This is a genomic window from Candidatus Baltobacteraceae bacterium (assembly GCA_035502855.1).
Classification (GTDB): Bacteria; Vulcanimicrobiota; Vulcanimicrobiia; order Vulcanimicrobiales; family Vulcanimicrobiaceae; genus Aquilonibacter.
This window is the reverse complement of sequence record DATJTX010000024.1, coordinates 1-23,824: the sequence shown is the minus strand read 5'-3', so window position 1 is coordinate 23,824 and position 23,824 is coordinate 1. Positions and strand designations below refer to the sequence as shown.

Below are 23,824 nucleotides of genomic sequence, written 5' to 3'. Positions count from 1 at the left end.
TGCTCGGTTTGGGATCCCGACTTGGGTGGCTTGCAGATTAGGAAAGACTAATTATACTATTTTGTACACCTACTTCTCGTTCGGAAACGGGGTCCAATGCTGCATCACCGCCACCCGGCCGCCTTAGCCATCGCGCTGTGCGTCCTCGCCCTGCTGCCGGCAGGACGCGCCCTGGCCGACGCGAGTCCGGCGATCGTCGGAACGGTGGCGAGTTCGGACGGCGCGCTCATTGCCGGCGCGATCGTGCAGCTTCGCGGTGACGGTCCGGGCGCGACGGTTCGCAGCGACAAGAACGGCCAATTCATCTTTGCCGCTGAGCCGCCCGGAACGTACACGATCTCCGTCTATGCGCGTGGATATGAAACGGTCGCGGGCCGGACGGTGACGATCGGCGGCGGGCGAACGCTCGAAGTGCGATTTGCGCTCCCGAAACAGCAAGTCGGCGCGCTCACGACGATCGTCGACGTCACCAGCAACGGTGCGCCGTTGCTCTCGACCTCATCGGTGCCGAGCGTGAACGTGAACGCGCAAGCCTACGCGGCACAGGGTGTCGAGCGTACCAGCGACATTCTCGAATCCGAACTATCGACGACCGTGTATCCGATTCTCGGCGGCGGACTCAACGCTCCCGCGGTCGTCGCATTGCGCGGTCCCGATCCCAGCGAGACATTGGTCGACGTCGACGGGCATCAAGTCAACAACGGAAACACCGGCGATTTCGATCTTTCGCTGCTCGATCCGGCGGATCTGCAGGACATCCAGATCGTTTACGGCATCGCCCCCTCCGCGCTCTACGGCCCCAATACGCTCGGCGGAGCGCTCAACGTCGTCACGCTGCAGCCGACGACACAGGAACATGCGCTCGAGCGTTTTTCGTTCGGCTCCTTCGGTACCGAGAACGGTACGTTAGAAGCAACCGGGAGCGATCAACGCTTCGGCTACGCGCTCTCGTTTCACCGCTACGATTCGGCGGGTCAGCTCGATAACACGCCCTTCCCGAATACGTCGGACAACAACGGCAGCAGTGTCGGCACGTCGCCGATCGGCAACGACATGACGGCAAGCTCGACGCTCGCGAACCTCCGCTATCAGTTCGGAAATGGCGGGTTTGCCGGCATCTCGTTTCACAATCAGGCGGTCTACCGCGATCTCTCGGCCGTGCTGTCGTCGACCTGCGCTCCCGGGGATTGCACGATTCCGAATACCGGGTTGCCGAACACCACCGAACAATTCGACAACGCCGGCGGTTCTTCGGTGTCTTCGAACAACGACGCGTACGGGCTCGATCTCGAGCTTCCGCTGCAGCGCGCGCTCGACGGAACGCCCTTGACGACCGCGATCTTTCGCCATCAAACCTCGCTCGTGACCCAGGACGTGAACGGTCAAGCGGCCGGCTCCTCACCGTACCTGTACAACGACCGCGATCTCATCGCCGACGACACGCTCGAGTTTGATCATGCGCTGCCGAAAGGCTCGCTCGACCTCAAGTTCGCGGTCACCAACGAAGCCCTCGTAACCGACAACGTGCTTGGCACGATCTATGCCGATTCGGTTTTGCGGGGCGTGCCCGACGCCGTTACCCGCTATGGCGCGAACGCTCTGCCGTTCGATTCGGTCTCGGACAATTATTCCGATTCGACCGTGCAGAGGTTGGGGCAGACGCAGCGGTGGGTCGGCTTGAGCTACGAAGTCAATCCGACAGCCAAGCTGCACTACTCGTTCGCCACGTACTACAGCGACTACAGCTCGTTCGGGTATAGCTTCGATCCGCGTCTGGGCATCGTCTGGACGCCGACCAGCGATACGACGGTGCGGGGCTCGATCGGCAATACGTTCCAGTCGCCGCAGCTGCCGACGTTTATCATGCCCGGCCCGGACGAGGCGATTCCGGTTGTCGATGGAAAAGCCAGCGTCGGAAATCCGAACGCGACGGCCGAGCGCGCGACCTCGATGGACGTCGGCGTAGAGCATCTCTTCCATCCGGACGGGCGTCCTTTTCACGTATCGCTCGACGCCTACCGGACGAATCTGCACAACGGCGTCGCCGACTTCATCGGGCCTGGCGATTGCGCGGGATCGGTTACGCTCGCCGAAGCGACGTCGGAAAATTGCCTGACGTATCCCGTGAACGTGACGCACGAGGTTTACGAAGGGATCGAACTGCGAACGGACTACGCGCTCACCGCGAAGACCCAGTTGCACCTCGATTATGATATCGACAGCGCGTACATCGTCTCGTTCCCAACGCTGGCCGCCGACGACGTGGTTCCCTACGTCCAAGATCTGGGCGTTCCGCTGCACAAGATCAACCTGACGATCGAACATCAGCCGAACAGCGGGCTTTCGTACTACGCGGGCCTGCTCTATGAAGGTCAGTACAACGAGCTCAATTTGCCGCCGTACGCGACGCTGCGCGCCGGGATCACCTGGCATCTGCCGCACGGCTTGGACGTGGCGCTGACGGGCGAGAATCTCACCAACGCCTACGACTTCCTGACGACGCGAGAGAACGGGGGCGTGCCATACCCGCAGACCACCGGTCCGCTCCTGACGCCTGCCTATGCGCTCCCAGGTCGCCGCTTTCTAATAATCGTAACGCATAAGACGTAAGTCCCATGCGGCGATAGGCCGATAGGTATAGAACGACAGGAGGAGCACGGGGTACAAGCGCAACGTGCACGTCCGGGTACTGGTTTGCCTGCTAACGATTCTCGCGACGCCGCTCCTTGCACCGGCCGCGCCGCCGGCGGCAAACGTGCCTGCGATCGTTCAAGCCGCCGCGCAAACCGCCGCTAGCACGAGTGCCGGCGCCGTCGTCTTCGAACGGCACATCACGATTCTTGCCAGCGCCGGACCCGCGCACTACGAGCAGCGCAGCGACGCGGTGCTGCTGATGACCAACGGCGCGTACCGGCGCATCCATTACTTGTGGATCGACGTCAACGGGCGGCCGCTCGACCCGGCGCAGACCAGCCGGCGCGACGACCAGAACAATCGCGATCTCGAAGCCGGCAAGGATTTTTTCAAAGAGCCGTTCGATGGCCGCTACCTTGCCGACTACCGCTACGCGATCGTTCCGTGCGCGTGCTCGGGCAATGCCGTCGACGTGCGTTTTAGCAGTGACGTGCACGACAACCAGCATGGACGCGGCGATATGCGGATCGACCCGTCGACCGGAAGGGTTCTCGCGCTAAGTTATTCGCCGAACGTTCTTCCGGAGTACGCAACCGGCGGCACGATCGACGAGACCTTCGGTGAACCGGTGCCGGGCCTTTGGACTACTGTGCGCAGCGACAGCACGTACGTCGGACGCGTGCTCTTCATCCCAGGGCGCGGCACGGTGACCGAAGTGCTCGATCATTTCCATCGCTTCACCGACGCGTCCGCCGGCGAAACGTTCTATCGTACCGCCATGCTCGCTGGTGGGGAAAGTGGGATTTGAACCCACACGAGTTGCCCCGGCCGCTTTTGAGGCGGCTGCGTCTGCCGTTCCGCCATTTCCCCCACGTCCTTCGAGGCTCGCCTACGGCTCGCACCTCCGGATGACGGGGCGGGGTTCGGGGCCGCCGGATGGGCTCCTTGCTACGGCGCGATGCCGTATATTCCGACGGCGCCCACGCCCTGATGCAACGCAATCGTCGCCGTGTACTCGCGAATCGGCACCTCGCTCGCCGCGGGCTCGCGCGCGCGCAGCAGTTCGGCCGCGGCTCGCGCGGCTTCCGGAGCGCGCGCGTGACTGACGCAGAACCGCATCTCGCGGCTGCCGCGTAGGGCACGCAACGCGGAATCCACCATGATCTCGAGTGCATGCGGCTCATCGCGGCTTTGTCCGGCGGGCACGATCGCGCCGTTTTCGTTCATCTTGAGCACGACGTAGACGTGGAGCGTTTGGCTAAGGGCCGCAACGGATTGTGCGACACGCCCGGTACGACCGAGATTCCCCACGTTCGGGCCGGTGAAAAAGGCGACCGACTTCATCTTGCCGGGATCGAGCGAGTCGGCGATCGTCGCTGCGGTCGCACCGCCGCGCGCAAGTTCGAGCGCCCGTGCGACCAGCAGATATTCGACGCCGGCGGAGCTGAGGCTGTCGACGATCCGCACCCGGTCACCAAACGGTGCCGCAGCCGTCGTCGCGTTCGCGACCGACTGTGAGATGCGTGACGAAAGCAAGATCGCGACGACCGAGTTCCCGGCAGCGGTGAGCCGCTGGAATGTTTCCGCGAATTGTTCGACTTGCGGCGATTCGGTTTTCGGCAGCGCCTCCGACGACTCGGTCAGCGCGAAGAAGCGCGCGATCTCCAAGTCGACGCAGTCGCGGTACTTCGTATCGCCGATGACGATCCAAACCGGTACGATCTCCACGCCGAGGCTCCGCGCCTCATCTAAAGTAAGGTCACACCCGCTGTCGGTCACGATTACAACAGCCATGCGAGCGACTTATGTTGGAGCGGAGACGAGCCCTGCGCCGCGCGGTGTGAAGCGGTGTGAAGTGGATGTGTGCGGTCTTTCCCGCTTGGTAGACAATGCGTGCGCCGCGCGCGGAATCGGGGTGGCGGTTGCAGCTCCTTGCGGGGTGCTCTGTCGGATTCCCGTTATCGTCCAGGATTCGCCTCGTCGGTAATACGTCGTCGTGATGCCGTTCGGGATCGGCCGCGTCACGGTGAAATCGTCGGCGTCCGGCAGCAAGCTAAACGTTTTCGTGAATGTCACCGGCTTGGGCCCGAAGTCCGGCGCGGTATAGGTACAGGTCAGCGCCGCATATGCACCGCTCACATCGATGTGGCAGCGATACGGGCGGTTGAACGTGCCGGCCGGAATCGGGTGGGTGTAGGCGGCGATGTAATCGCGTGGTGAGGGCGTCGGCGGGTTCGCGACATCGTCGCGCGCCGCGCCGATCGAGTTGAAATAGTTCTTCCCGGTGAGATCGTCTTCATAGATGAACGAGCGCGCGCCGGCGTCCGCCGATACGACGATTCGTACGATGCCGTTGTCGAGCACGTAGGTCGGCATCTCGTCGTGGAAGACGTCGAGTGCGTAGACGATTGCCTCACCCGGCGCGACCGCGCGCCAGGCGACGGGCAGCGGCGTCAGACGCGGCAGCGGAATCGCGCGCGGCGCCGGCGGCGGCGTGAAGCCGAGCGGAATGTCGAGCGCGCCGCCGCCCGCGATGCGCTGCGGCGCAATCGGATAACGGCGTCCGCCGACGGTCACGCTCGTTCGCGGTGTGACTTCGCTTGTCATACTTGGATTGAAGATGTCGAGCAGCGCGCGCCTGCCGTCGGGCGTGACGAGCAGCGCCGCGTCGTGCAGGCCGCCGGTGCTCGAGGGACCGTGCAGCGCGGGCACGTGCGGCTGATAGCGCGGGTCGTACACGCGGCACGTCAGGGCGAGCGCGCGGCAGCGCGCGAACTGCGCGATCGTCGCATCGGGGTTGCCGCGCCAGGCAATGAAGCGATCGACCTTCGGCTGCATCGTCGCCAGCAGCGGACCGTAACGCTCCACGAACCGGCCGAAGGCGGCGGTCGGCGCGTAGCGCGGCGACGGATTGCCGTTCACGTCGAGGGCGGCGTCCCAACCGTAGAACCAGTTAGCCCAAGGCGCTTCGTACCCGGCCGGGTTGCGCGTATCTTGGACCGGGAAGTTCACGACGCCGTGTAAACCCATGTGCAGCATCTCGTGCAGCGCGATCGTCGTGTTCTGCGGTGCGGAGGGGCGCGGCGACGTCTGGTCGGCGCCTTGCAGCCAGCCGGCCTGAAACTCACTCGCCATCACCGGCAGGCCGACCTGCGTCTGCAACAAGCCGAAGGAGAACGCGAGCTGCAAGATATCGTGCTCGCCGATGCGATACGCGTCGCTCTGGTACCAATTGCCCCATGCCCACACGGGGGCCGAGGCCGTCTCTTTCATTTGATAGGTGTTGATGAAGAGCGGGACGCGCGTACCCACCGTCGATTGCACGCGCGCTTTGAGCCAGTTCATGTACGCGTGCCAATGCGGGGCGGGGTAGGTGTCGTTGTCGAGGTACGCGCCCTGATCGTCGTCGAGCGCGATCGCGATCACGTCATGCGACCAAGGCTCGATCGCGGTGAGCACGTCGTGCAGCCAGCGAGCCGCGTAGTGCAAATGCACCGGATTGTGCAGCCACTCGTTCGCCGCGGCGTCGGCATGCGCGTTCTGCAGCGTCGCGGTTGCGGGATACCGCCCCTCGAGAATGTCGTGCAGCGGCATGTTATAGGCCGGCCGCTCGAGCAGCCAGTCGGGATAACCGCCGTTGCGCCACTCGTTGCGAATCACCGGCCCCGGCCGGACGATGACTTTGAATCCGAGCTGATGGATCAGCGCGAAGAGCCGGTACAGGTTGCGCTGCGGATTCGTGTGACCGTCGAAGTCGATGGTGTGCGGATCGGGTTCGTGCCAATTCCAAATCAGATAGAGATCGATGGTGTTGATTCCCATCGCACGGTAACGCTCGAGATCGGTACGCCAGCGCGCGACCGGCGTGCGCTCGTAGAAGAACGCTGCGCCGTAGACGAAGAAGGGGCGGCCGTCGACGGTAAAGACCGGCGTTCCGTTCCGCTCGATCACGGCCGAGGTGTGCCACGTTTTCCAGAGGAGCGCGCAAAGGACGAGCGCGAGATGCATCGCGCATCCATTTTCCTCAGGATGCGCGTTCCCTGGCGGCGAAGCAAGCTCCATCGTGGAGACGAGTTACGGCCAATTGCTGGGTTTGCACGGCGCGCTGCATTTCGATCGCATCGCGAGCGATGCGCTCGCCGGTAACGCGCTCGGCGATCCGCACGAGCGCCCGATCATCGTGTACACGCCACCCGGGTACGACCCGCAAGGCTCGCGGCGCTATCCCGTTCTCTACGTGCTCCACGGTTATACGGGCGACGCGCCCGCGCTGATCGCGGCGCGCCCCTGGGAGCGTAACGTCGTCCAGTGGGCCGACGGGCTCATGCGCGAGGGGCGCATGCCGCCGGTGCTGCTGGTCATCGTCGATGGGTTCACGCGCCTTGGCGGTTCGCAGTACGTCAACTCCGTCCACAACGGCGACTACGCGACCTACGTCGTGCGCGACGTGATCGGTCACGTCGATCGTTCGTATCGTACGCTGGCGCGCGAAGGCGGGCGCGCCGTGCTGGGCAAATCGTCGGGCGGCTTCGGCTCGATGCACCTGGTGATGGAGTATCCCGGCACGTTCGCGGCGTTTGCTTCGCACAGCGGCGATTCGTATTTCCTCTATGCGTACCCGCCGTCGTTCCCCCTCGTGCAGCGCATGCTCGAGAAACACGAGTTCTCCGTTCCGGCATTCGTCGAATCGTTCGAGAAGAAGCACAAGCGCGCGCAGGCCGAGTATACGACGATGGAGATTCTCGGATATGCGGCCGCGTATTCGCCGCGATCGGCGAACGCGTTCGATCTCGATCTGCCGTTCGCGCTCGAGAGCGGGCAATTTCGCGAGGACGTGTTCGCACGCTGGTTGGCCTTCGACCCGGTCGAGCGCGTGCCGGGCCGCGCGGCGGAACTGCGGCGCCTGCGTTTGCGTTATCTCGACTGCGGGCGCCGCGATGAATACGGGCTCGATGTCGGCGCCCGATTGGTGACGCAGCGCATCCGCGAGCTCGGGCTCCCGGTCCGGCACGAGGAGTTCGACGACGACCACCGCAACGTGGGATACCGGTACGAAATCTCTCTCCCGGCCTTGGCCGACGTACTCGATAAGGACGCATGAAACGGGCTGTTGTTTTTCTTTCTCTGGCGCTCGCCGTAGCGATCGCATCCCCGGCAGTGGTGCGCGCGCAGATTCCGACGCCCGCACCGACGCCGACGCCCAATCCGATGGTCTACGACGATCCGGCGATGCACTTTCAAGCGCCGGCCGGCTTCTATCTGGCCGGTGTCCGGAAAGTCGACGTCAGTAAGCTCGGCGAAGATCCCGAGCTCGTCGCCGGCTGGGTCTACCCCAACCCCGATCACCCGCGCCGCCTCTTCATCGAGCAAGAATATTACGAGGGCGACGTCCACGACTTCGACGGCGTTCTCGAAGAGCAGATGCGCAGCCAGTATCAGGAAGCGCTCTTCAAGGACAAGCAGAACACGTCGCTTCGCAACGGTATGCCGGCGATCTTCGTCACGATGTCGACGGGCGAAGGGTTTGACGTTCAGCGGCTCTTCATCTTGATGTGGGCCGACGGTCAGCGCGGGGTTGCGATCGTCTTGCAAACGAAGCTGGGCGATAACATCGACGCACCCACCGCGCGCATGATGCTCTCAGACGTGAGCGCGGTCCAGTACCCCGTCAACATGCCCTAACGCCTGTTCGAGATCCTCGAGCAAATCGTCGACGTCTTCGATGCCGACGGAGAGCCGCAAGAGGGCGTCGGTCACGCCGCGCCGCTCGCGAACGTCGCTCGGAATCGAGCCGTGCGTCATGCGGGCGGGATGGCAAATCAAGGATTCCACGCCGCCGAGACTTTCGGCGAGACTGAAGTACCGCAGCCGATGCGCAAAATCGAGCGCGCGCCCGGGCTCGCCTTTGAGCACGAAGGAAACCATGCCCCCGAAACCGCTCATCTGGCGTTTGGCGAGCTCGTGCTGAGGGTGCGAGGGCAACCCGGGGTAGTACACCTTCGCCACCTGCGGATGTGCCTCGAGAAATTCGGCGACGGCTTGCGCGTTGGCCGCGTGAGCGCGCATCCGCAGTGCCAGCGTCTTCGCGCCGCGCATCGTGAGCCACGCGTCGCTCGGGCCGGGCACGCCGCCGACCGCATTCTGATGAAACTTGATCGTCTCGGCGATCGCTCCGTCGCTGGTGATCGCGACCCCGCCGACCACGTCGGAATGGCCGCCGATATACTTGGTCGTCGAATGGACCACGACGTCCGCGCCGAGCGCGAGCGGCTGCTGAAAATACGGCGTCGCGAACGTATTGTCGACGGCGACGATTTGTCCGGCGCCGCGCAGCGATGAAATGGCGGCGATGTCGATGAGTTTGAGCAGCGGATTGGTCGGCGTCTCGAGCCAGAACAATTTCGTGTTTTTCCGTATCGCACTGCGAACGGCGTCGAAGTTGGTCATGTCGACGTAGCTGAACTCGAGCCCGTAGCGTTCGAACACGCGCGAGAAGAGACGATAGGTTCCGCCGTAGAGATCGTCGGTGACGACGGCGTGATCGCCCGCGGAGAGCAGGTTGAGCACGGCGGCCGTCGCCGCCATCCCGCTTGCGAACGCATAGCCGTAATCGCCGCCTTCGAGCGAGGCGAGTTGCTTCTCGAGCGCGAGACGCGTCGGATTGATCGTTCGAGAGTAATCGAAGCCTTTGTGTTTTCCGACGGCTTCCTGCGTGTAGGTCGAGGTTTGGTAGATCGGCACGATGGTCGCGCCCGTCGCCGGATCGGCTTCCTGTCCGACGTGAATTGCCTTGGTCGAGAATTTCATATTATTTCGTATCGGCGATGCTGGACGAGAGGAAGCTGATGATGTCTTGGCGCGCGAGTACGCCGATCGGCTCGCCGTCGTCCGTCACCACGACCGCGGGGTTGGCGAGTGTGAGCAGTTTGTAGGCGCGCTCGATTTCCTCGTGCTGTTCGAGCGAGGGGAAGGCCCGGCCCATGACCTCGGTGACCGGTTTATGCAGGATGTCGGCCTGATCGAAGACCGCTTGCATCACGCCGACGTCGTTGACGCTTCCGACGCTCTCATGGCCCTTCATGACCGGCAACTGTGAGATCTCGTACTTGCGCAACAAATCGAGCGCGGTTTTCACGGTGTCGTCTGGCTTGACCGTGATCATCGGCGGCAACGGCGTTTTGCCGCGCAGCACGTCGCCGACCGTCGCTTTGCGTTTGCCCTCGGAGAGGAAACCGTTGGCGATCATCCACTCGTCGTTGAAAATCTTCGACATGTAGCCGCGCCCCGAATCCGGAAAGAGCACGACCACGATCGCCTCTTTCGGCAGCGTGCGCGCGAGCTTGACCGCGGCGACGGCCGCCGTGCCCGACGATCCGCCCACGAGCAGGCCCTCTTCGCGCGTGATGCGGCGCGCCATCAAAAACGAATCACGATCCGACACGCGCACCATCTCGTCGATCACTTTGAGATCGACGGTTTCCGGCAGATAGCTCATGCCGATGCCTTCGACCGCATACGAGCGCGGCGTATCGCCCGAGTAGATCGAGCCCTCCGGATCGGCGCCGATCACGTGGATCTTCGGATTTTGATCCTTTAAATAGCGGGCCGTGCCCGAGATCGTGCCGCCGGTACCGATGCCGGCGACGAAGTGCGTGATCGTCCCGCGCGTCTGCTGCCAGATTTCGGGGCCGGTCGTGTGGTAGTGCGCCTCGGGGTTCTCGTGGTTGTGGAACTGATTGGGCTGAAACGCCCCCGGAATCTCGGACGCCAATCGGTTCGCGACACCGTAATAGGACTCGGCCGAATCGTTCGGCACGTTGGTCGGTGTCACAACGACCTCCGCTCCGTACGCTTTGAGCAAATCGATCTTTTCCTTCGCCATCTTGTCGGGCATCACCAGGATGCACCGATAGCCGCGAATCGCGGCCGCCATCGCCAGGCCCGAGCCGGTGTTACCGCTGGTCGGTTCGACGATCGTTCCGCCCGGTCGCAGCAGGCCCGCGCGTTCGGCGGCCTCGAGCATGGCGACCGCTGGGCGGTCTTTGACGCTTCCACCGGGATTGACGTACTCGACTTTCGCCAGCACCAGAGGCTGCGCACCGTCGGTCACTTTGTTCAGTTTGACCAGGGGTGTGTTGCCGATCGCGTCGAGCGCGGTTTCGCAATAGATGGGCCCGGTTGCCCGGTCGGAGGCGGTCAGGGACATGGGCGAGCGCTTCCGCAACCGGGGAGAGCGGGCCTTCCGCGCGAAGATTTCGCCAAATGAGGAAGGTCGCTCGCGCTCTGGCTGCATTCGCATTTGCGTTGTCCGCGCTGACCGCGTGCAATAACAGCGATTTGCCGCCCGCGACGCAATTCTCGCCGCTTGCCGGGACCGTGACCGATTCGGTGACGCATCAGCCGATTGCCGGTGCGACGGTCATCGTCGATACCGTCCTCATCGTAACGACCGACGACAAAGGAATGTTCAAGGTCGCAAAAGTCCCGAGCGGCATCGTCGATTACGTGGTGCAAGCGAAGGGTTACGCCGACGTTTCGTCTACGGTTCAGGTCGAGCCGGGGAAAACGTTCCAGCTCAACGTCGCGATGCAGCAGCCGACCCCGCCTTAGTGTAGGCGCGGGCGGGTTTCACGTAGGTCGCGCGCTCGGCGACCGCGCGGTCGATGACGTCGATCACCGTCGCTCCGAGTTTTTCCGGGTCGTGCCGCACGGTCTCGGTTTCGCTGATCATCTGCTCGCGCACCGCGGTCAGTCCCATGTCCTCGATCCGGTCGACGTCGGGCACGACGGGCTCTTGCCGCTCCTCGGCGTAGGTTTCGAGCAGTTTGCGCGGCGGCTCATCGTTGACGATCACGTAGTCGCACACGCGCGCGCCCGCATTACGGAAGAGTGCCTCGACGTGATCGGCCGCGGTCATCCGATCGGTTTCACCCGGCTGCGTCATCACGTTGCACACGTAAATTTTCACCGCGCTCGCGCGCGAAACTTCGGCGGTGATGCGATCGATGAGGAAGTTGGGCAGAATCGAGGTGAAGAGCGACCCCGGGCCGAGCACGATCGCGTCGGCGCGGCGGATCGCTTCGATCACTTCGTCGAGCGGCGCCGCGGTTTCGGGCTCTAAGAAGACGCGGCGGATCGGCCGCGTGGCCTTGGGAATATTTGACTCGCCTTCGAGGATCGTGCCGTCGTCGAGTTCGGCGCACAGCCGCGCCATCGACAGCGTCGCCGGCAGCACCCGCCCGACGATGTTGAGCACGCGGCTCGATTCCTTGATTGCCGCATCGAAATTGCCGGTGATGCCGCTCATCGCCGCGAGAAACAGGTTGCCGAACGAGTGACCGATGAGGCCCTCGCCTTCCTCGAAGCGGTAGCGAAAGAGATCGGTGACCAACGCTTCGTCGTCCGCGAGTGCGACCAAACAGTTGCGTACGTCACCGGGCGGCAGCACGCCGAGTTCCTTCTGCAAACGGCCCGACGAGCCGCCGTCGTCGCTCACGGTTACGACGGCAGTGAGGTTGCTGGTGCGCCGTTTGAGCCCGCGCAGCAGGGTCGAGAGACCGGTGCCGCCGCCGATGGCGACGATTTTGTAGCCTTGCTCCAGCCGTCGCACCAGCAGCGAATCGAGCAAGCCGTGATCGCCTGCGCGCGCGGCGTGCACCAGCGCCTGCAGCCACTGGCGAACGCCGACGAGAATTGCAAGCGAACCCGCGCCGACGAAGATCCATGTAAGGTACGAGGGTGGGAAATAATCATAGACGATGCCGTCGATGATCTCGTTGACATGGAACCCGCTCCCACCCTGGGCGACGAGCCAACGGTCGACGCCGTCGAGAACGAGCATGATCCCGAAGACCGCCAACACAACCCAGCGCTTGATGCCCAGTCCCGGCAAGAGCCATTGCAGCGGTGCGATGACGCGGCGGCGCACGTTATCTCCCAACGTCGCGCGGATCGACCGCGAGCGCGACGCGTTCGTTCGTGGCCAAGTGATCGTAGAGCCGGTTCGCAACGTAGACCGAACGATGCCGGCCGCCGGTACAGCCGATCCCGACCGTCAAGCGAGCCTTGCCTTCCGCAATATAGCGCGGGATGAGGAAGTCCATCAGCTCGTTGAGCTTCGCCACGAACGGGGCGCATGCCGGGTCATCTTCGATGAATTTCACGACGGCTTCATCTTGCCCCGTGAGCGGGCGCAGCACGTCGTCGTAATTGGGATTGCGCAGAAAGCGCACGTCGAAGAGCAGATCGAGATCGAGCGGCAGCCCGTACTTGAAGCCGAACGGAACGATGGTCACGGCGAGTTGCGCACGCTCGTTGGGAGCAAAGGCCGCGGCCAGCCGCTCCTTGAGACCGCCATGGGTGAGCACGGTCGTGTCGATCGTCATCGTCGCGCGCTCGCGCAGCGGCAGCAGCGCCGCACGTTCGGCGGCGATGGCGTCGCGCAACGAGCCGCGCGATTCGAACGGATGGCGGCGGCGCGTTTCGCTGAAGCGGCGCACGAGGGCGTCGTTTCGGGCTTCGAGATAGAGGACGTCGACGGAACGCGTGCGTGCTGCACGCTCGATGGCGGCGAGCGCGTCGCCCAGCAACGGGTCGCCATGCTCGTAGAGACTGATGGCGATGTCGGGCGTGCGAGCGGCGTCGAGTGCCTGCAGCGTCGCATCCAACGCGGCCGGCGGCAGGTGTTCCACGCAGTAGAAGCCCAAGTCTTCAAGCGTCTTGATGGCCTGACTCTTTCCGGCGCCGGAGAGTCCGGTCACGAAGACGATTCGAGCCGTGCTCATGGCCGGTAGAGGGAGCGTTGCAGCCGCATGAAGTTCTTTTCGCCCGAGAAGGCCAACGCCCTCATTCCGAAGTTGGCGCCCCTGGTCGATGAACTGCTGACCAAGCGCCGCGACCTTGCGATCAAGCTGCTCGAGAGTGATCCGGCACTGCGCGTGCCGCCGCCGTCGTCGATCCGCTCGACCCGTCTGGCCGGCCTGCGCTCACCCTTTCCGACGCCGCGTTTTGGCGAACTCAAAAGCGAGATCGTGCGGCTCATCCATCGCATCGAGTCCTTCGGGTGCATCGTCAAGGATCTCGACTTGGGACTGCTCGATTTCCCGTCGACCCGGCGGGGCGAGCCGATCTATCTCTGCTGGAAAGCGGGCGAAACGCGCGTGCTGTATTGGCACGCCCTCGACGAGGGTTTCGCGGAAAGAAAGAACCTTTAGCCTACCGCTCTCGTGGCTTGCGCCTCGACCGGAAGAAAATCTTCGGCGAGACCCTGGAGGCGCACGTCGCCGAACTCGGCGGTGTATGCGCCGTTTTCCGCGCCGGTGATCTCACCGGTCTCCGGCACGTTGGCGAGTTGCGGAATCTTCGTGCGGATCTCGTCGGGAATGCGGACTTTGTCGCCGATCGCGAAGGATCCCTGATCGAAGAGCGCGTTGAGCGAGTCGAGCAGCATCGGCAGCGGGATCCCGTAATCCTCGCTGATCTGACCGATCGTGTGCGTCTCGCTGATCGCGCAATTCGAGCATCCGCCCAAATGGAAGCGGGCGAAGACGCGCCGTGCGCCGGCATGCACGGTGAAGGCTTGGTCGACGGTCATTTCCGGGGTAAAACGCTGCTGGTCCATGATCATTTCATTGGCTAAGACGCGGCCGAGGACCCGCCGGTTGCGCCCGGTAGCTCTCGATGCCCGGCAAGGCGATTGAAGTCCCGCTCGATGGCGCGAATGCGTAGGGAGTCGAGCGCTATGCCGGCGTCGCGGGCGAGCAAAGCGAGCGCTTCGCGCTCATCGGGGGCAAAGGCTTCGTGGCTTGCTTTTTCGCCGCAAAGCAAGAAGCCCAAGAGCGTGCCGCGGACGATCATCGGAAGGGCGAGTTCGCCCGGCAGCGGCGTTTGCACGCGCAGAATTTCGACCGGCCCGTGCCACGTGCGCATGTCGAGAACGGCGTAGTCGTTCTCGTCGACCGCGGGTGCATCGGAAAAGGTCGAGTGCAACGCGGCGTAGCGGTTCTCGCGGGAGGCATAGAACGCGCATCCGTCGAGTCGCATGTTCTGCTGCGCGACTTCGACGGTTTTGGCGACGAGATCGCTCGACTCGGTGATCAGCAGCGCTTCGTGCGCGAACTTGCGTACCGCCGCTTCGGCTGCATGACGTTCGCGGAAGAAGAGGTCGTCCACCCAGCGATCGACGTGCGCGTGGATGGCGCGCGCCGAGAGGCCGAGAACGAGTGCCGCGCCGAGCTGGAGGATCGTCGACGCGCGGCTGTTCTGCTCGACGACGTGGCCGACGAGCCATTCGAAGATGATGAACGAGGCGACCACGATGAGCGAGACCCCGGTGTACACCAGCGCGCGATTGACGACGAAGCCGATGTCGAGCATGCGATGGCGCAAGATGACGTAAGCCAGACCGAAGGGCATCGCGACGATCGTGAGCGAGAAGTATTGTGCCCACGCGGGCGTCGTGCCGAGCGCGCTCGTTACCAGCAGCATCACGATCAAGCCGGAAAACCCGAATGCGAAGACGCCCAGCACCCAGGACATGCGTACCCGGTCGGCGCCGGCCGCGCTGCGGAAGGAGGCGAGGAGCAGCGCCAAAGCGGTCACGAGCAGCGCGGCGTAATACACGATGAACGTGGACAGGACGATGCGAGCGGCGAGGCTCGCGTGGTGGAGGATCTCCGAATAGATTTGAAACGGCGAGAGGGCAAGCCCAAAGGCGACGAGCGGAGCCACCGCGCGTTCGAGCGATACTTTCCAGCCGGATCTCGCGCGCTCGGGAAAGCGACAGGCGAAGAGGACGAAGCCGCCGGCGCCGATCACGAAGAGCCATTGTTCGGCGACGAGTCCAAAGAAACGCGCGAGCGGTGGTCCCGCCCAGAGCGGCGCGCCGGTGTTCATCGCGGCACCGTAACAGGCCAAGAACGTCGCGAGCGCGCGCGCGGCCGGATCATCGGGCCGGCGCCAAACGATCAGCGCCGCGACCAGCAGAAACGAAAGACGCGATGCGAGAATGGCAATGGTCAAGGCGAGCGGGATCTGCGCGCGCCGGGCCACGATGACGGTGTGTGAGCCATCGGGTCGAACGAGCGTAATCGCATCGCCGGGGCGCAGGGTCGACGCCCGCAGGACGTTATCGAACGATCGCTCGAGGCGCGCTTTAGCGGGCACGCTCATCGTGCCGATGTTCGGATGCACGACCGATGTGATCGCCCAGAACAAACCGAAGGCGATCAGCACGAGCATCGAGCCCTGCCACACAACGCGCATGAGCGCCTACATTAGTCGCGCGCGCGAAAGAATGCTGCGAAGTACGTGCTAAGGCGGGCTAATGCTGCGAAGTACGCCTATAAGATCGTTCCTCGCCGCGTTCGCGGCTGCGGTACGATCGCACCCTGCGGGTGCTAAGGCGGGCTAAAGCTGCGAAGTACGCCTATAAGCCGGATTCTGTGCCGGCCCTTTCGGGCCGCGGCGATCATCTCTCTGGGGCGCATGTTACCATGCGCCTCGGTGCGACATTGCTCGTGCGGACGGGCCGTCCGGGCCCTTCGACTGGACTCGGCTGCGCCGAGTCCGCTCAGGACCAACGATCGAGCGTCTTGCTTCAGGTGGGGTTTACCCGAGCGCGCGTCACCGCGGCGCTCCGTGAGCTCTTACCTCACGATTTCACCCTTGCTCCTTGGACAGGCTCTGAGTGTGTCACCCTGAGCCTGTCGAAGGGGCGGTATGTTTCTGTGGCACTTTCCTTCGAGTTGCCCCGACAGGACGTTATCCTGCACCCTGCCCGATGAAGCCCGGACTTTCCTCACAGATTTCGAGAACCTGCGCGATCGCCCGGCGTACTTCGCCCGCGTAGTATAGCATGATGCCGCTACTGGCCGTTGGCGTCGAAGAGCCCGGCGAACGTCGCGGTCTGCGACGCGGTGATGCCGTCGGGATACGGACCGGCGCTCGCGGCCGTCGACGCGGCGGGACCGTCGATGAAGTAGAGGGAGAGGTTCCCACTGTTACACGGCAGCGTGTTCGCCGCGCAGCCGCTCGCGTCGATTTGACTGGGGGTGAGCGAAACCGCCGCGATCGTGGTATTGCTCGGCGTCGCGGTAAACGATACCGTTTCACTCGGACTGATGAACGTGCTCGGAATGCCGACCGGCTGTGAGACGCCGCCGACGTTCAGCGCCGCGCCGAGCTGCTGCGTCCCGGTCGCCGAGGTGATGCCGAACGTGGTCGTGCCCGTTCCGGTTACGGGCGCGGCGTTGTGGAAGTTGACCGCGAATCCGCCGCTCGGCGTACTGTAGGGTGTGTCGACATACGCGACGATGTTCGGGGTATCGGTGACGACCGTTGGATGCTGTTCGCCAACCAGCACGAGCGAGACGTACGAGCCGCCGTTCACGCCTTGTGTCAGCGATGCGGTCGGTATGCCCGCGATTGCGGTCTGCGTCCCCGAGGCGTCGACGGCGATCGTGTGCGAACCGACGCCGACTTGTTCGTAGCCGGTCATCTCGCCGTACGCCACCGGACCGTTGGTGTTGATCTTGTTTCCGTCGACGTACACGTCGACGCTGCCCGAGTCCGCCGATCCGTTAACGAAGCGGAAATAACCGTGATTGTTATTGAGACCGAGCGAATTGCCGACGGATCCGCCGCCGCATCCCGCGAGTGTTATCGCAAGTATCGCGACGATCCCGAGAGTAGAGTGCTTCATGGAGGAACGCTTTACCAGCGGCCCCTGCGTCCAAAACACGCTTGCATGCCCGGCAACCGGGCTCTCTTACCCTGGCGCAGTAGATCACAGCCGAGGGCTTGAAGGAATTCTAATGAAGAATTCACGGACGACGCGGGCCGCATTCCTTGCTGCCGGTGCCGGTGGCGCGATGCTGGCCGCATCTGCTCGCGCATCGGCGGCCGCCACGTTGGACCTGCACGAACTCGAGAGCATCCTACGGAAGAGCGCTCGGCATAAAACGCTTATCGCGGCGACGAAGGTCGATTACGGTATACCGCTGCATCATGCGGCGAACGTGCTCAACGCCTTCGAGGACACGTACCACGAAGGCCGCGGCGCGATCCGGGTCGCGTGCGTGTTCTACGGGACGTCGCTGGTCGCGGCACTGAGCGATGCAATGTGGGGGAAGTTCCATCTTTTCGATGTGCTGGCGCAGGCTCAGGACGGCTTGCCGATGATGCTGCACACGCCTCAGAATCCGTTCTTGCGAGCGAATCCCGCGGCGGGTCGCGAGGATGCATCGATCGAGACGCTTCTTCGCCGCGGCGTTGCGGTGATCGTCTGCAACAACGCGCTAACGACGCTTGCGAAGGCGATCGCACAGAATCAACAAGCCGACGCCGCTCGCATCCATGACGAACTGGCGCAAAACCTCGTGCCGGGCGCGGTGCTCGTGCCGGCAGGCGTTGCTGCAATCGTACTCGCACAGGAGGCGGGCTACACATATCTCGGCGCGTAACTCAGATTAGCACCTGGGTTACTAATTCACCGGTTACGAATTCACCGCAGGAGAAGGCTTCGACTCGGGAAAAGTGGTCGAACAATCGCTTTCCGAGGACGGTGGAATTTCTCACATGCGCTCCTTCGGCTTTTCTCGTGTCGCCTGCGCGGTGCTCTTTCTCGCGGCAGTGACACTTGCTGCGTGCAGCAACTCACGGGGGCTCGTGCCCGGCCCTGCGTCTTCTGTATCGCCGGCTGCTGCTACGGTCACCACGTCGACCACCTCGACGGTTACGCTGCCGACCGTTAGCACAGAAGGTATCAGCGTTACGGGAACGTTACCCGAGGCGAACGTCGCGGTGTCGGTTACGGAGACACTCACCGTCAACGCACCGTCGGGAACCACCCCCTTCGCGAAACAACGCGAAGTGAATCCGAGTCCGAGCCCCTCTCCCATCGCGTATTTGACGCTCTCGAGTACGTCGTCGGTAACGCTGAGCGCGATTCCGGCCTTGACCTTTACCCTTCCATCGGTGACGAGCGGCGACTCGTATTATCTTGCGCTCAATACGGGCAGCGGATGGCAAGCGCCGGTGAGTGGCCCCGGCACCATCAGCGGCGATGTGGTGAGCTTCGCAAGTGCGACGGGATCGGTACCGATCACACCGACGCAGCCGGCGGTGTTTGCGCTCTATGCGATTGCAACGGCGACGCCGACCCCATCACCGACCGCATCACCCACTCCCACGCCGGTACCCACTCCCACGCCGGTCGCATCGCCGGATGCGCTCGTCTTCGACGTGAACAGCCCAGCCCCGCAAACGTTCTCGGTCTCCGAAGTAGGTTACGCGGGCGCCTTCACGCAGTCGACGAGTTGCGCGGCGAGCCCGAGTCCCTCGCCGGTTCCGACGTCGAGCCCGTTCGTCGCCGAGGTGAGCCCGTCATCGGCAACGCCGAGCAGCGCCGGCGCGGCGGTTTCGTTCACCGTTACCCCCGGTTACGAGACCGGTTCGTGCACGATCACGGTCACCGACAGCAACGCTGCGACCGCGACGATCTCGGTAGCGGTCGGCGAAGATCAGGTCATCATTTACGACCGGAAGCGGCATTAGGGAGACGCGATCGATGAAACGCAGGACAACGTATCTCGCACTCGGATTCGGCACGCTCCTGGCGGGGGCGCTGCTTGCCGCCTGCGGCGGCGGCGGCTCGTCGATGCCGGCGACCGCGCAAGCGCCCGGCGCAACGCAGCCGGGAACTACGGCGTCGCAACCGGGGATCAAGGTTCAGATTTTGGTTCCGCGCAACGTTGCGCGCAGCGGAAAGCATTCGGCCAGTCGTGGAAAATCGCGCCGCATGTACGTCTCGACGGACGCGGAGGGTTTGCAGCTCACGATCACCCCGTCCGGATCGGGCTCGGCGCAGACGTTGTACGCTTCGCTGGCGACCTCGGCGCCGTTGTGTGTGGAAACGAGTAACTACAACGAAACGAACGGCGGCAGCGAAGAGCTCTGCACGATCCCGGTGCCGGCCTTGGCCGCACAAGAGACCGTCACCGCGGTCGAAACCGACGCCGCGCCGACGGATGTGAACGCGACAACCGGATTCGGCACGGGATTTGCGTCGGGCTCCGGTAATGTTTTGGCGGTGGGAAGTACGACCGTGACGACGACCGGTGGCGTCAATACGGTCGCACTTGGACTCGGGCCGGTCGCGGCAATTCTTTACGATTGCGAAGGCTACGTTTCGCCCCCGTCGGATCCGCAGAATTTTGGTAACGACTACAGCACTGAAAGAGTCGTCGTGACCGCCAATACCGCTACGACGGGCGTGATGAGCGTCGAGTTCGCCGACGCCGCCGGCGGGTGGTATGACGCGCTTCCCACACCGTATCCCGGCTTTTCGCCGGTCCCACAGGATTTCGTCGACGTGAACGGCAGTCCCGAGCCGATTACCTACGCCGCCTCGACGTCGAGCATTCAGATCGGAATCGAGCCGGCGCCCTCGGCAAGCCCGACGTCGTATGCATCGTCGGGATCGATCGCAACCGACGCCGACTATCTGTACGACTGCGCCTTCTTTTTCAACGTGAACGTGGCCGCCTTGCCGACACCGTCGGCCGGTGCGTCCCCGCCGACCGTCGTCTTCGCCAATAACCTCTCGGCAACGCCGCCCAGTCCGTTTACGGCTACACCGGGCCCGTATACGTTTAGCCTTACGTTCTCCGTCGTCCCGATCGCGGCTTTTCCATCGACCGTTTCCGTCGCGATGGGGACCACGGCGAGCGTCACCGGCTATGATTACGGCGCTAATACTTCATACGCATTGGAGGCGGAATCGGCGTACGGGATGAACGACGGCGACTGCTACGACACGGTCAATACGTCGACTGTCGACGCGACCGTTGCAGCGGCGGGAAGCATGAACCAGACCACGGGGCAGCAGCCGTTCACGATCACGCCGGAAAACGCGGGGACATGCACGTTCGTGCTCTACGACTACGCCACTTGGGTCATTACCAATCCGGTTACCGTCACCGTCAACTCGTAGAGCATAATTCCCTATGCGGTAGGGCCGAACAGCCCACGCTCGCGCGCTGCGGCCCTGCTAGCATCGAGGCGTGTTCAACGACGATGGGATCCGGTTCCGTCCGCGGGATTGGCAGCGGCTCCTTACCCTTACCCGCCTCTCCGTTGACGTGGCCATGACCGGCCGCACCGCCGCAGACTTCACGCCGTTCACTCCGTCAGCGATGCTGATGGAGATGCAGCGGTGGGGCGCAGCGCGCGATCCGCGAAAAGAAAATCGCCCGTAAAAACGGGCGATCGATTGGTGGAGGCAAGGAGACTCGAACTCCTGACCCTCACGCTGCCAGCGTGATGCTCTACCAGCTGAGCTATGCCCCCGTGAAATTTCCAAATGCTGCGCATTTGGAACCGCACGTCCTGTAGCTATTTCACTAAGTCGCCGCATCCCGCGGCGACCCCTATCACCGTCACGGCCGGCCCCCCGGACGCTGTTGCCGCAGCGGCTAAAGGATTGTGGAGACGAGGGGACTCGAACCCCTGACATCCTGCTTGCAAAGCAGGCGCTCTACCAGCTGAGCTACGTCCCCGTTTGCGGGCGGCATCCCTCATTGTCCCAGTCCACCGGCGACACCTGCCCCCTTGCAACCACGCCGGGGTAGCGAGAGGATAGCATCTACAAGGGGTTCCCGAGATGATCCGCTGGGTGCTCTGCGGCGCGCTACTGGCCGCGTTCCTGTTTGCCACCACCGCCGCCGCCCTGCCGGACGACGCGTGCTGGCAGTTGCTGTATAGCGCGATCCAACACAACGCCGCGGCTCCGCACGCAGCGTACATAAGTTACGCCGAGTCGGTCAACCTCAACAACGACGGCGCGCGCTACGAACGCGCAAATGCAAATATCACCTACCGCGACGACGGGACCGCTTCGATCGACGACGATCGCTGGGTGCATCCGTTCATGAGCACCCGGCTCGAGCCGGGCCCGCCCGTGCTCGGGCCCTACGGCTCGCGGCGCGGCGACTGGCTGAGTGAGGCGACCGGCCCGCTCGCGCTGCCGACGATCGCCGACGTGCACAACCAGCCCTATCGCCTCTGCGAGATTCGCGGAAACGAAACGGTAAACGGAATCAGCGCCGTTCACATCGTGATACCCGATGCACCGCTCGATCGGCCGGCGCTCAAGGAGATCTGGATCGATCCGCGCTCGCATGCGATCGCACGCGTGATCGTTGCCGAATTTCTTTCGATCTACACGGAGAGTTGGAATCTGGAGCATCCACTCGTCGATTTTGCGATCGACGTGGAAAACATCGAGGGCTACACGGTCCTGCGCCGCGTCACCTGGTCGTATTCATTCCGCGTCTATAGCCAGCGCAGCACGCTCGACGCCGAATACGATTTCTCGAACTATCGCTTCGATTCGGTGCCGCCGTCGGGCACGCTATTCGCTACGCGCTAGCGGACGCGGCCGCCGCCGCTTCCGCCGGTACCACCTCCACTTCCACCGGTACCGCCGCCACCGCCTCCGGTCGTTCCGCCGCCAGTCGTTCCGCCGCCGGCGGGGCCGCCGCCGCTTCCGCTGCCGCCGGTTCCTCCGCTCCCGCCGCTACCGCCCCCGGTGTGGCCGCCCGTCGTGCTGTCGAGGAACGCCTGCCGTTGAACGGTGCCGCTCGTTGCATCAACCTTGATTCGCTCGCCGACGCGTAATTTTTCGGATGTTGGAACTTCGATGACGCTAACGGCTTCATGCTGAAGATCGACGATCTCGCCGCTCTTCGTACGATAGATGACGTACAGAGACATGCTCACACCTCCATGCCGCGTCTCTCTAACGATACGCGGCGTGCGTCCACGGTAGCACGTAAGAGTGGGCCCGACAATAATAAGCCATGCGCACCATTCGAACGCCGGCGGAAAAACAAACGCGCCCGAAGGCGCGATTGGTGGGCCATCCTGGGATCGAACCAGGGACCTCATGCTTATCAAGCATGCGCTCTAACCAGCTGAGCTAATGGCCCGGAGGGGACAAGTGAGAATATAGCACACGCCCGCAAGTCCCTCCCGGCCCTTCGAGGCGCCTTCGGCGCACCTCAGGGTGACGTAGACGGTACCATGGTTAGCCGATCATGGCGATCCATTTTTTCATCACTTCGTCCTCGTCTTTGAGCTGCGCCAAAAGCAGCGCTTCGAGGGCCTCGCGCTCCCGCTCGAACTCGGCGTCTTGCTCGGCTTCGAAGTCGAAGGCGGTCTTGGCAAGCGCGAGGGCATGTTCCTGAGCGGTCGTGTCGTCGGGCGCCGCCGAGGCAGCGCCCGTCGCCGGATCGGCCGCGGGTTTGGCTTGCGGCGCGCGCGGTGGGCGCGCCGCAAGAGATGTACCGTCGATCACTCGCTGATGCTCTGGATGAACTTCTTGGTGATGCCGTCGTCGGCTTTGCGCTGCGCCATCTGCGCGTCGCGCAGCGAGTTGATCTCGCGCATGTTCTCGGATTGCTGATCCATCGCTTCGTCGAAAAGCGTGGCCTGCAGATCCAATTGATCTTGCGCGCCCATCTCTTGGCCCATGAGGCCGGTGTTGAACGCGTCGTTCGCGCTGAGCATTGCGGAGAGGCTCGCGTTCGAGCCGCCCATCGCGCCTGAAGAAAGGCCGCTGAGTCCGTTGCCGAGCAGGCTCGACGTAGCGCCGCCGGCGAGGCTCCCGAGAATCGAAGGCGCAGCCGCTTCGAGCATCGGTGCGAGAAAGCTCATCTGTCCCTCCTAGTTGCTGTCGTCGTCGCCGTCGATCAGGCTCGACATGAGGTTGTTGCTTTGCGGCGACGACTGCGCGAGCGACGAGAGCGTGTTGATGTTGGTGAACGCGCTCGACTGTTGGCTGAGCGCGCTTTCGAGCGAGAGCGGATCGATCGAGGACGACGATGCGCCCGATGACGACAAGCCGCCGGTGAGGCCGCTCAGCACGCCCTCGACGCCGCCGGTGATGGCGCTTACCAGAAAACTCATGATGAAGAATTGCCTCCGTTGACGTAGTCGTCGATCGACATGCCGCCGCCGGCGCGATGGCCCGTCGCGTCGGTTCCCGTGACGGAACGCCAATGACCGTGTTGATGGTGGTGGAAATGCATGCGCGGCGCTTGCGGCAGCGGCACCGGCGCGCTTGCCCCGAGCTGCGAGTAATGACGCAGCACCGAATCCGCGTAATCGAGCGTTTGGCCGTCGCCCCACG

The 23,824-nt window shown here is 63.6% G+C and carries 25 protein-coding genes, 4 tRNA genes and 1 other RNA gene; 11 read left to right on the top strand and 19 right to left on the bottom strand.

Annotated elements, in window-relative coordinates; translation table 11 throughout:
• The first annotated feature begins 96 nt into the window (after positions 1 to 96).
• Both VMF11_09050 and VMF11_09045 read left to right on the top strand, forming a co-directional pair.
• Positions 97 to 2,610, top strand: coding sequence for a TonB-dependent receptor (locus VMF11_09050; protein ID HTU70455.1), 2,514 nt, complete (start codon positions 97 to 99; stop codon positions 2,608 to 2,610).
• A 64-nt stretch (positions 2,611 to 2,674) separates the two neighbouring features.
• Positions 2,675 to 3,442 (top strand): hypothetical protein, encoded by a 768-nt coding sequence (locus tag VMF11_09045; protein ID HTU70454.1) that lies wholly within the window; start codon positions 2,675 to 2,677, stop codon positions 3,440 to 3,442.
• Here VMF11_09045 and VMF11_09040 read toward each other — a convergent pair.
• From VMF11_09040 to VMF11_09030, 3 genes are all read right to left on the bottom strand, one after another.
• Positions 3,421 to 3,504: transfer RNA gene (locus VMF11_09040), tRNA-Leu, on the bottom strand. The two genes, VMF11_09045 and VMF11_09040, sit on opposite strands and share 22 nt — an antisense overlap.
• 78 nt (positions 3,505 to 3,582) lie before the next feature.
• Entirely contained in the window at positions 3,583 to 4,428 is an 846-nt protein-coding gene (locus VMF11_09035; protein ID HTU70453.1) for a DegV family protein, read from the bottom strand.
• 9 nt (positions 4,429 to 4,437) lie between these two features.
• On the bottom strand, positions 4,438 to 6,642 hold the full coding sequence (locus tag VMF11_09030; GenBank protein ID HTU70452.1) for a beta-galactosidase: 2,205 nt from the start codon (positions 6,640 to 6,642) through the stop codon (positions 4,438 to 4,440).
• 55 nt (positions 6,643 to 6,697) lie between these two features.
• Between VMF11_09030 and VMF11_09025 the strand changes: the two genes are divergently transcribed.
• Both VMF11_09025 and VMF11_09020 read left to right on the top strand, forming a co-directional pair.
• Entirely contained in the window at positions 6,698 to 7,735 is a 1,038-nt protein-coding gene (locus VMF11_09025) for an alpha/beta hydrolase-fold protein (GenBank protein HTU70451.1), read from the top strand.
• On the top strand, positions 7,732 to 8,316 hold the full coding sequence (locus VMF11_09020) for a hypothetical protein (GenBank protein HTU70450.1): 585 nt from the start codon (positions 7,732 to 7,734) through the stop codon (positions 8,314 to 8,316). Before VMF11_09025 ends, VMF11_09020 begins: the two co-directional genes overlap by 4 nt.
• Here the strand turns inward: VMF11_09020 and VMF11_09015 are convergent.
• Together VMF11_09015 and VMF11_09010 are read right to left on the bottom strand one after the other, a co-directional pair.
• Positions 8,275 to 9,441: a cystathionine gamma-synthase gene (locus tag VMF11_09015; GenBank protein HTU70449.1), complete on the bottom strand. Its 1,167-nt coding sequence runs from the start codon at positions 9,439 to 9,441 to the stop codon at positions 8,275 to 8,277. The two genes, VMF11_09020 and VMF11_09015, sit on opposite strands and share 42 nt — an antisense overlap.
• A gap of 1 nt (position 9,442) precedes the next feature.
• Positions 9,443 to 10,840 carry a cystathionine beta-synthase gene (locus tag VMF11_09010; protein HTU70448.1) on the bottom strand — a complete coding sequence of 466 codons (1,398 nt, stop codon included), beginning with the start codon at positions 10,838 to 10,840 and terminating at the stop codon, positions 9,443 to 9,445.
• 56 nt (positions 10,841 to 10,896) lie between these two features.
• On the opposite strand from VMF11_09010, the gene VMF11_09005 reads away from it, so the two are divergent.
• Positions 10,897 to 11,244, top strand: coding sequence for a carboxypeptidase regulatory-like domain-containing protein (locus tag VMF11_09005; protein ID HTU70447.1), 348 nt, complete (start codon positions 10,897 to 10,899; stop codon positions 11,242 to 11,244).
• Here VMF11_09005 and VMF11_09000 read toward each other — a convergent pair.
• Together VMF11_09000 and rapZ are read right to left on the bottom strand one after the other, a co-directional pair.
• Complete coding sequence (locus tag VMF11_09000) at positions 11,210 to 12,562, bottom strand: YvcK family protein (GenBank protein HTU70446.1); 1,353 nt, start codon at positions 12,560 to 12,562, stop codon at positions 11,210 to 11,212. The genes VMF11_09005 and VMF11_09000 overlap by 35 nt on opposite strands.
• Position 12,563: 1 nt before the next feature.
• Positions 12,564 to 13,418, bottom strand: a complete 855-nt coding sequence (gene rapZ, locus VMF11_08995; GenBank protein HTU70445.1) for an RNase adapter RapZ — start codon at positions 13,416 to 13,418, stop codon at positions 12,564 to 12,566.
• Positions 13,419 to 13,445: 27 nt separating this feature from the next.
• On the opposite strand from rapZ, the gene VMF11_08990 reads away from it, so the two are divergent.
• Positions 13,446 to 13,847: a DUF2203 domain-containing protein gene (locus VMF11_08990; GenBank protein HTU70444.1), complete on the top strand. Its 402-nt coding sequence runs from the start codon at positions 13,446 to 13,448 to the stop codon at positions 13,845 to 13,847.
• On the opposite strand, the gene VMF11_08985 is transcribed toward VMF11_08990, so the two are convergent.
• From VMF11_08985 to VMF11_08970, 4 genes are all read right to left on the bottom strand, one after another.
• On the bottom strand, positions 13,844 to 14,254 hold the full coding sequence (locus VMF11_08985) for a hypothetical protein (GenBank protein HTU70443.1): 411 nt from the start codon (positions 14,252 to 14,254) through the stop codon (positions 13,844 to 13,846). The genes VMF11_08990 and VMF11_08985 overlap by 4 nt on opposite strands.
• 14 nt (positions 14,255 to 14,268) lie before the next feature.
• Positions 14,269 to 15,897: a hypothetical protein gene (locus VMF11_08980; protein HTU70442.1), complete on the bottom strand. Its 1,629-nt coding sequence runs from the start codon at positions 15,895 to 15,897 to the stop codon at positions 14,269 to 14,271.
• A 150-nt stretch (positions 15,898 to 16,047) separates the two neighbouring features.
• Positions 16,048 to 16,473, bottom strand: an RNA gene (gene rnpB, locus VMF11_08975) — RNase P RNA component class A.
• Between the two features lie 25 nt (positions 16,474 to 16,498).
• Positions 16,499 to 17,335, bottom strand: a complete 837-nt coding sequence (locus VMF11_08970; protein ID HTU70441.1) for a DUF4397 domain-containing protein — start codon at positions 17,333 to 17,335, stop codon at positions 16,499 to 16,501.
• A gap of 112 nt (positions 17,336 to 17,447) precedes the next feature.
• Between VMF11_08970 and VMF11_08965 the strand changes: the two genes are divergently transcribed.
• The 4 genes from VMF11_08965 to VMF11_08950 all read left to right on the top strand — a co-directional run bounded on the left by VMF11_08965 (position 17,448) and on the right by VMF11_08950 (position 20,891).
• On the top strand, positions 17,448 to 18,095 hold the full coding sequence (locus VMF11_08965) for a hypothetical protein (GenBank protein ID HTU70440.1): 648 nt from the start codon (positions 17,448 to 17,450) through the stop codon (positions 18,093 to 18,095).
• 115 nt (positions 18,096 to 18,210) lie between these two features.
• Positions 18,211 to 19,188: a hypothetical protein gene (locus VMF11_08960; GenBank protein ID HTU70439.1), complete on the top strand. Its 978-nt coding sequence runs from the start codon at positions 18,211 to 18,213 to the stop codon at positions 19,186 to 19,188.
• 13 nt (positions 19,189 to 19,201) lie between these two features.
• On the top strand, positions 19,202 to 20,626 hold the full coding sequence (locus VMF11_08955; protein ID HTU70438.1) for a hypothetical protein: 1,425 nt from the start codon (positions 19,202 to 19,204) through the stop codon (positions 20,624 to 20,626).
• A 70-nt stretch (positions 20,627 to 20,696) separates the two neighbouring features.
• A complete protein-coding gene (locus tag VMF11_08950; protein HTU70437.1) occupies positions 20,697 to 20,891 on the top strand; it encodes a hypothetical protein in 195 nt (64 codons plus the stop codon).
• A 15-nt stretch (positions 20,892 to 20,906) separates the two neighbouring features.
• Here VMF11_08950 and VMF11_08945 read toward each other — a convergent pair.
• Both VMF11_08945 and VMF11_08940 read right to left on the bottom strand, forming a co-directional pair.
• Positions 20,907 to 20,982, bottom strand: a tRNA-Ala gene (locus VMF11_08945).
• Between the two features lie 136 nt (positions 20,983 to 21,118).
• Positions 21,119 to 21,191: transfer RNA gene (locus VMF11_08940), tRNA-Ala, on the bottom strand.
• A gap of 104 nt (positions 21,192 to 21,295) precedes the next feature.
• Here VMF11_08940 and VMF11_08935 point away from each other — a divergent pair.
• Entirely contained in the window at positions 21,296 to 22,063 is a 768-nt protein-coding gene (locus VMF11_08935) for a hypothetical protein (GenBank protein ID HTU70436.1), read from the top strand.
• Here the strand turns inward: VMF11_08935 and VMF11_08930 are convergent.
• From VMF11_08930 to VMF11_08905, 6 genes are all read right to left on the bottom strand, one after another.
• Positions 22,060 to 22,407 (bottom strand): hypothetical protein, encoded by a 348-nt coding sequence (locus tag VMF11_08930; protein HTU70435.1) that lies wholly within the window; start codon positions 22,405 to 22,407, stop codon positions 22,060 to 22,062. The two genes, VMF11_08935 and VMF11_08930, sit on opposite strands and share 4 nt — an antisense overlap.
• 138 nt (positions 22,408 to 22,545) lie before the next feature.
• Positions 22,546 to 22,622 (bottom strand) — tRNA-Ile (locus VMF11_08925).
• 98 nt (positions 22,623 to 22,720) lie between these two features.
• Positions 22,721 to 22,990: a hypothetical protein gene (locus VMF11_08920; GenBank protein HTU70434.1), complete on the bottom strand. Its 270-nt coding sequence runs from the start codon at positions 22,988 to 22,990 to the stop codon at positions 22,721 to 22,723.
• Positions 22,987 to 23,349, bottom strand: a complete 363-nt coding sequence (locus VMF11_08915) for a hypothetical protein (GenBank protein ID HTU70433.1) — start codon at positions 23,347 to 23,349, stop codon at positions 22,987 to 22,989. Before VMF11_08915 ends, VMF11_08920 begins: the two co-directional genes overlap by 4 nt.
• 9 nt (positions 23,350 to 23,358) lie before the next feature.
• The gene (locus VMF11_08910) at positions 23,359 to 23,601 is read right to left on the bottom strand and encodes a hypothetical protein (protein HTU70432.1); all 243 of its coding nucleotides are present in this window, start codon (positions 23,599 to 23,601) and stop codon (positions 23,359 to 23,361) included.
• The coding region (locus tag VMF11_08905; protein ID HTU70431.1) for a hypothetical protein at positions 23,598 to 23,824 on the bottom strand (227 nt) is incomplete at its 5' end. The genes VMF11_08910 and VMF11_08905, both read right to left, overlap by 4 nt.

Coding starts and splice junctions, on each gene's coding strand:
- VMF11_09010 (HTU70448.1), bottom strand. CDS start 10,840: ATGTCCCTGACCGCCTCCGACCGGGCAACCGGGCCCATCTATTGCGAA.
- VMF11_08965 (HTU70440.1), top strand. CDS start 17,448: ATGAAGAATTCACGGACGACGCGGGCCGCATTCCTTGCTGCCGGTGCC.
- VMF11_08990 (HTU70444.1), top strand. CDS start 13,446: ATGAAGTTCTTTTCGCCCGAGAAGGCCAACGCCCTCATTCCGAAGTTG.
- VMF11_08960 (HTU70439.1), top strand. CDS start 18,211: ATGCGCTCCTTCGGCTTTTCTCGTGTCGCCTGCGCGGTGCTCTTTCTC.
- VMF11_08915 (HTU70433.1), bottom strand. CDS start 23,349: ATGAGCTTTCTCGCACCGATGCTCGAAGCGGCTGCGCCTTCGATTCTC.
- VMF11_08970 (HTU70441.1), bottom strand. CDS start 17,335: ATGAAGCACTCTACTCTCGGGATCGTCGCGATACTTGCGATAACACTC.
- VMF11_08910 (HTU70432.1), bottom strand. CDS start 23,601: ATGAGTTTTCTGGTAAGCGCCATCACCGGCGGCGTCGAGGGCGTGCTG.
- rapZ (HTU70445.1), bottom strand. CDS start 13,418: ATGAGCACGGCTCGAATCGTCTTCGTGACCGGACTCTCCGGCGCCGGA.
- VMF11_08985 (HTU70443.1), bottom strand. CDS start 14,254: ATGGACCAGCAGCGTTTTACCCCGGAAATGACCGTCGACCAAGCCTTC.
- VMF11_08980 (HTU70442.1), bottom strand. CDS start 15,897: ATGCGCGTTGTGTGGCAGGGCTCGATGCTCGTGCTGATCGCCTTCGGT.
- VMF11_09015 (HTU70449.1), bottom strand. CDS start 9,441: ATGAAATTCTCGACCAAGGCAATTCACGTCGGACAGGAAGCCGATCCG.
- VMF11_09020 (HTU70450.1), top strand. CDS start 7,732: ATGAAACGGGCTGTTGTTTTTCTTTCTCTGGCGCTCGCCGTAGCGATC.
- VMF11_09050 (HTU70455.1), top strand. CDS start 97: ATGCTGCATCACCGCCACCCGGCCGCCTTAGCCATCGCGCTGTGCGTC.
- VMF11_08955 (HTU70438.1), top strand. CDS start 19,202: ATGAAACGCAGGACAACGTATCTCGCACTCGGATTCGGCACGCTCCTG.
- VMF11_08935 (HTU70436.1), top strand. CDS start 21,296: ATGATCCGCTGGGTGCTCTGCGGCGCGCTACTGGCCGCGTTCCTGTTT.
- VMF11_09035 (HTU70453.1), bottom strand. CDS start 4,428: ATGGCTGTTGTAATCGTGACCGACAGCGGGTGTGACCTTACTTTAGAT.
- VMF11_09030 (HTU70452.1), bottom strand. CDS start 6,642: ATGCATCTCGCGCTCGTCCTTTGCGCGCTCCTCTGGAAAACGTGGCAC.
- VMF11_09005 (HTU70447.1), top strand. CDS start 10,897: ATGAGGAAGGTCGCTCGCGCTCTGGCTGCATTCGCATTTGCGTTGTCC.
- VMF11_08930 (HTU70435.1), bottom strand. CDS start 22,407: ATGTCTCTGTACGTCATCTATCGTACGAAGAGCGGCGAGATCGTCGAT.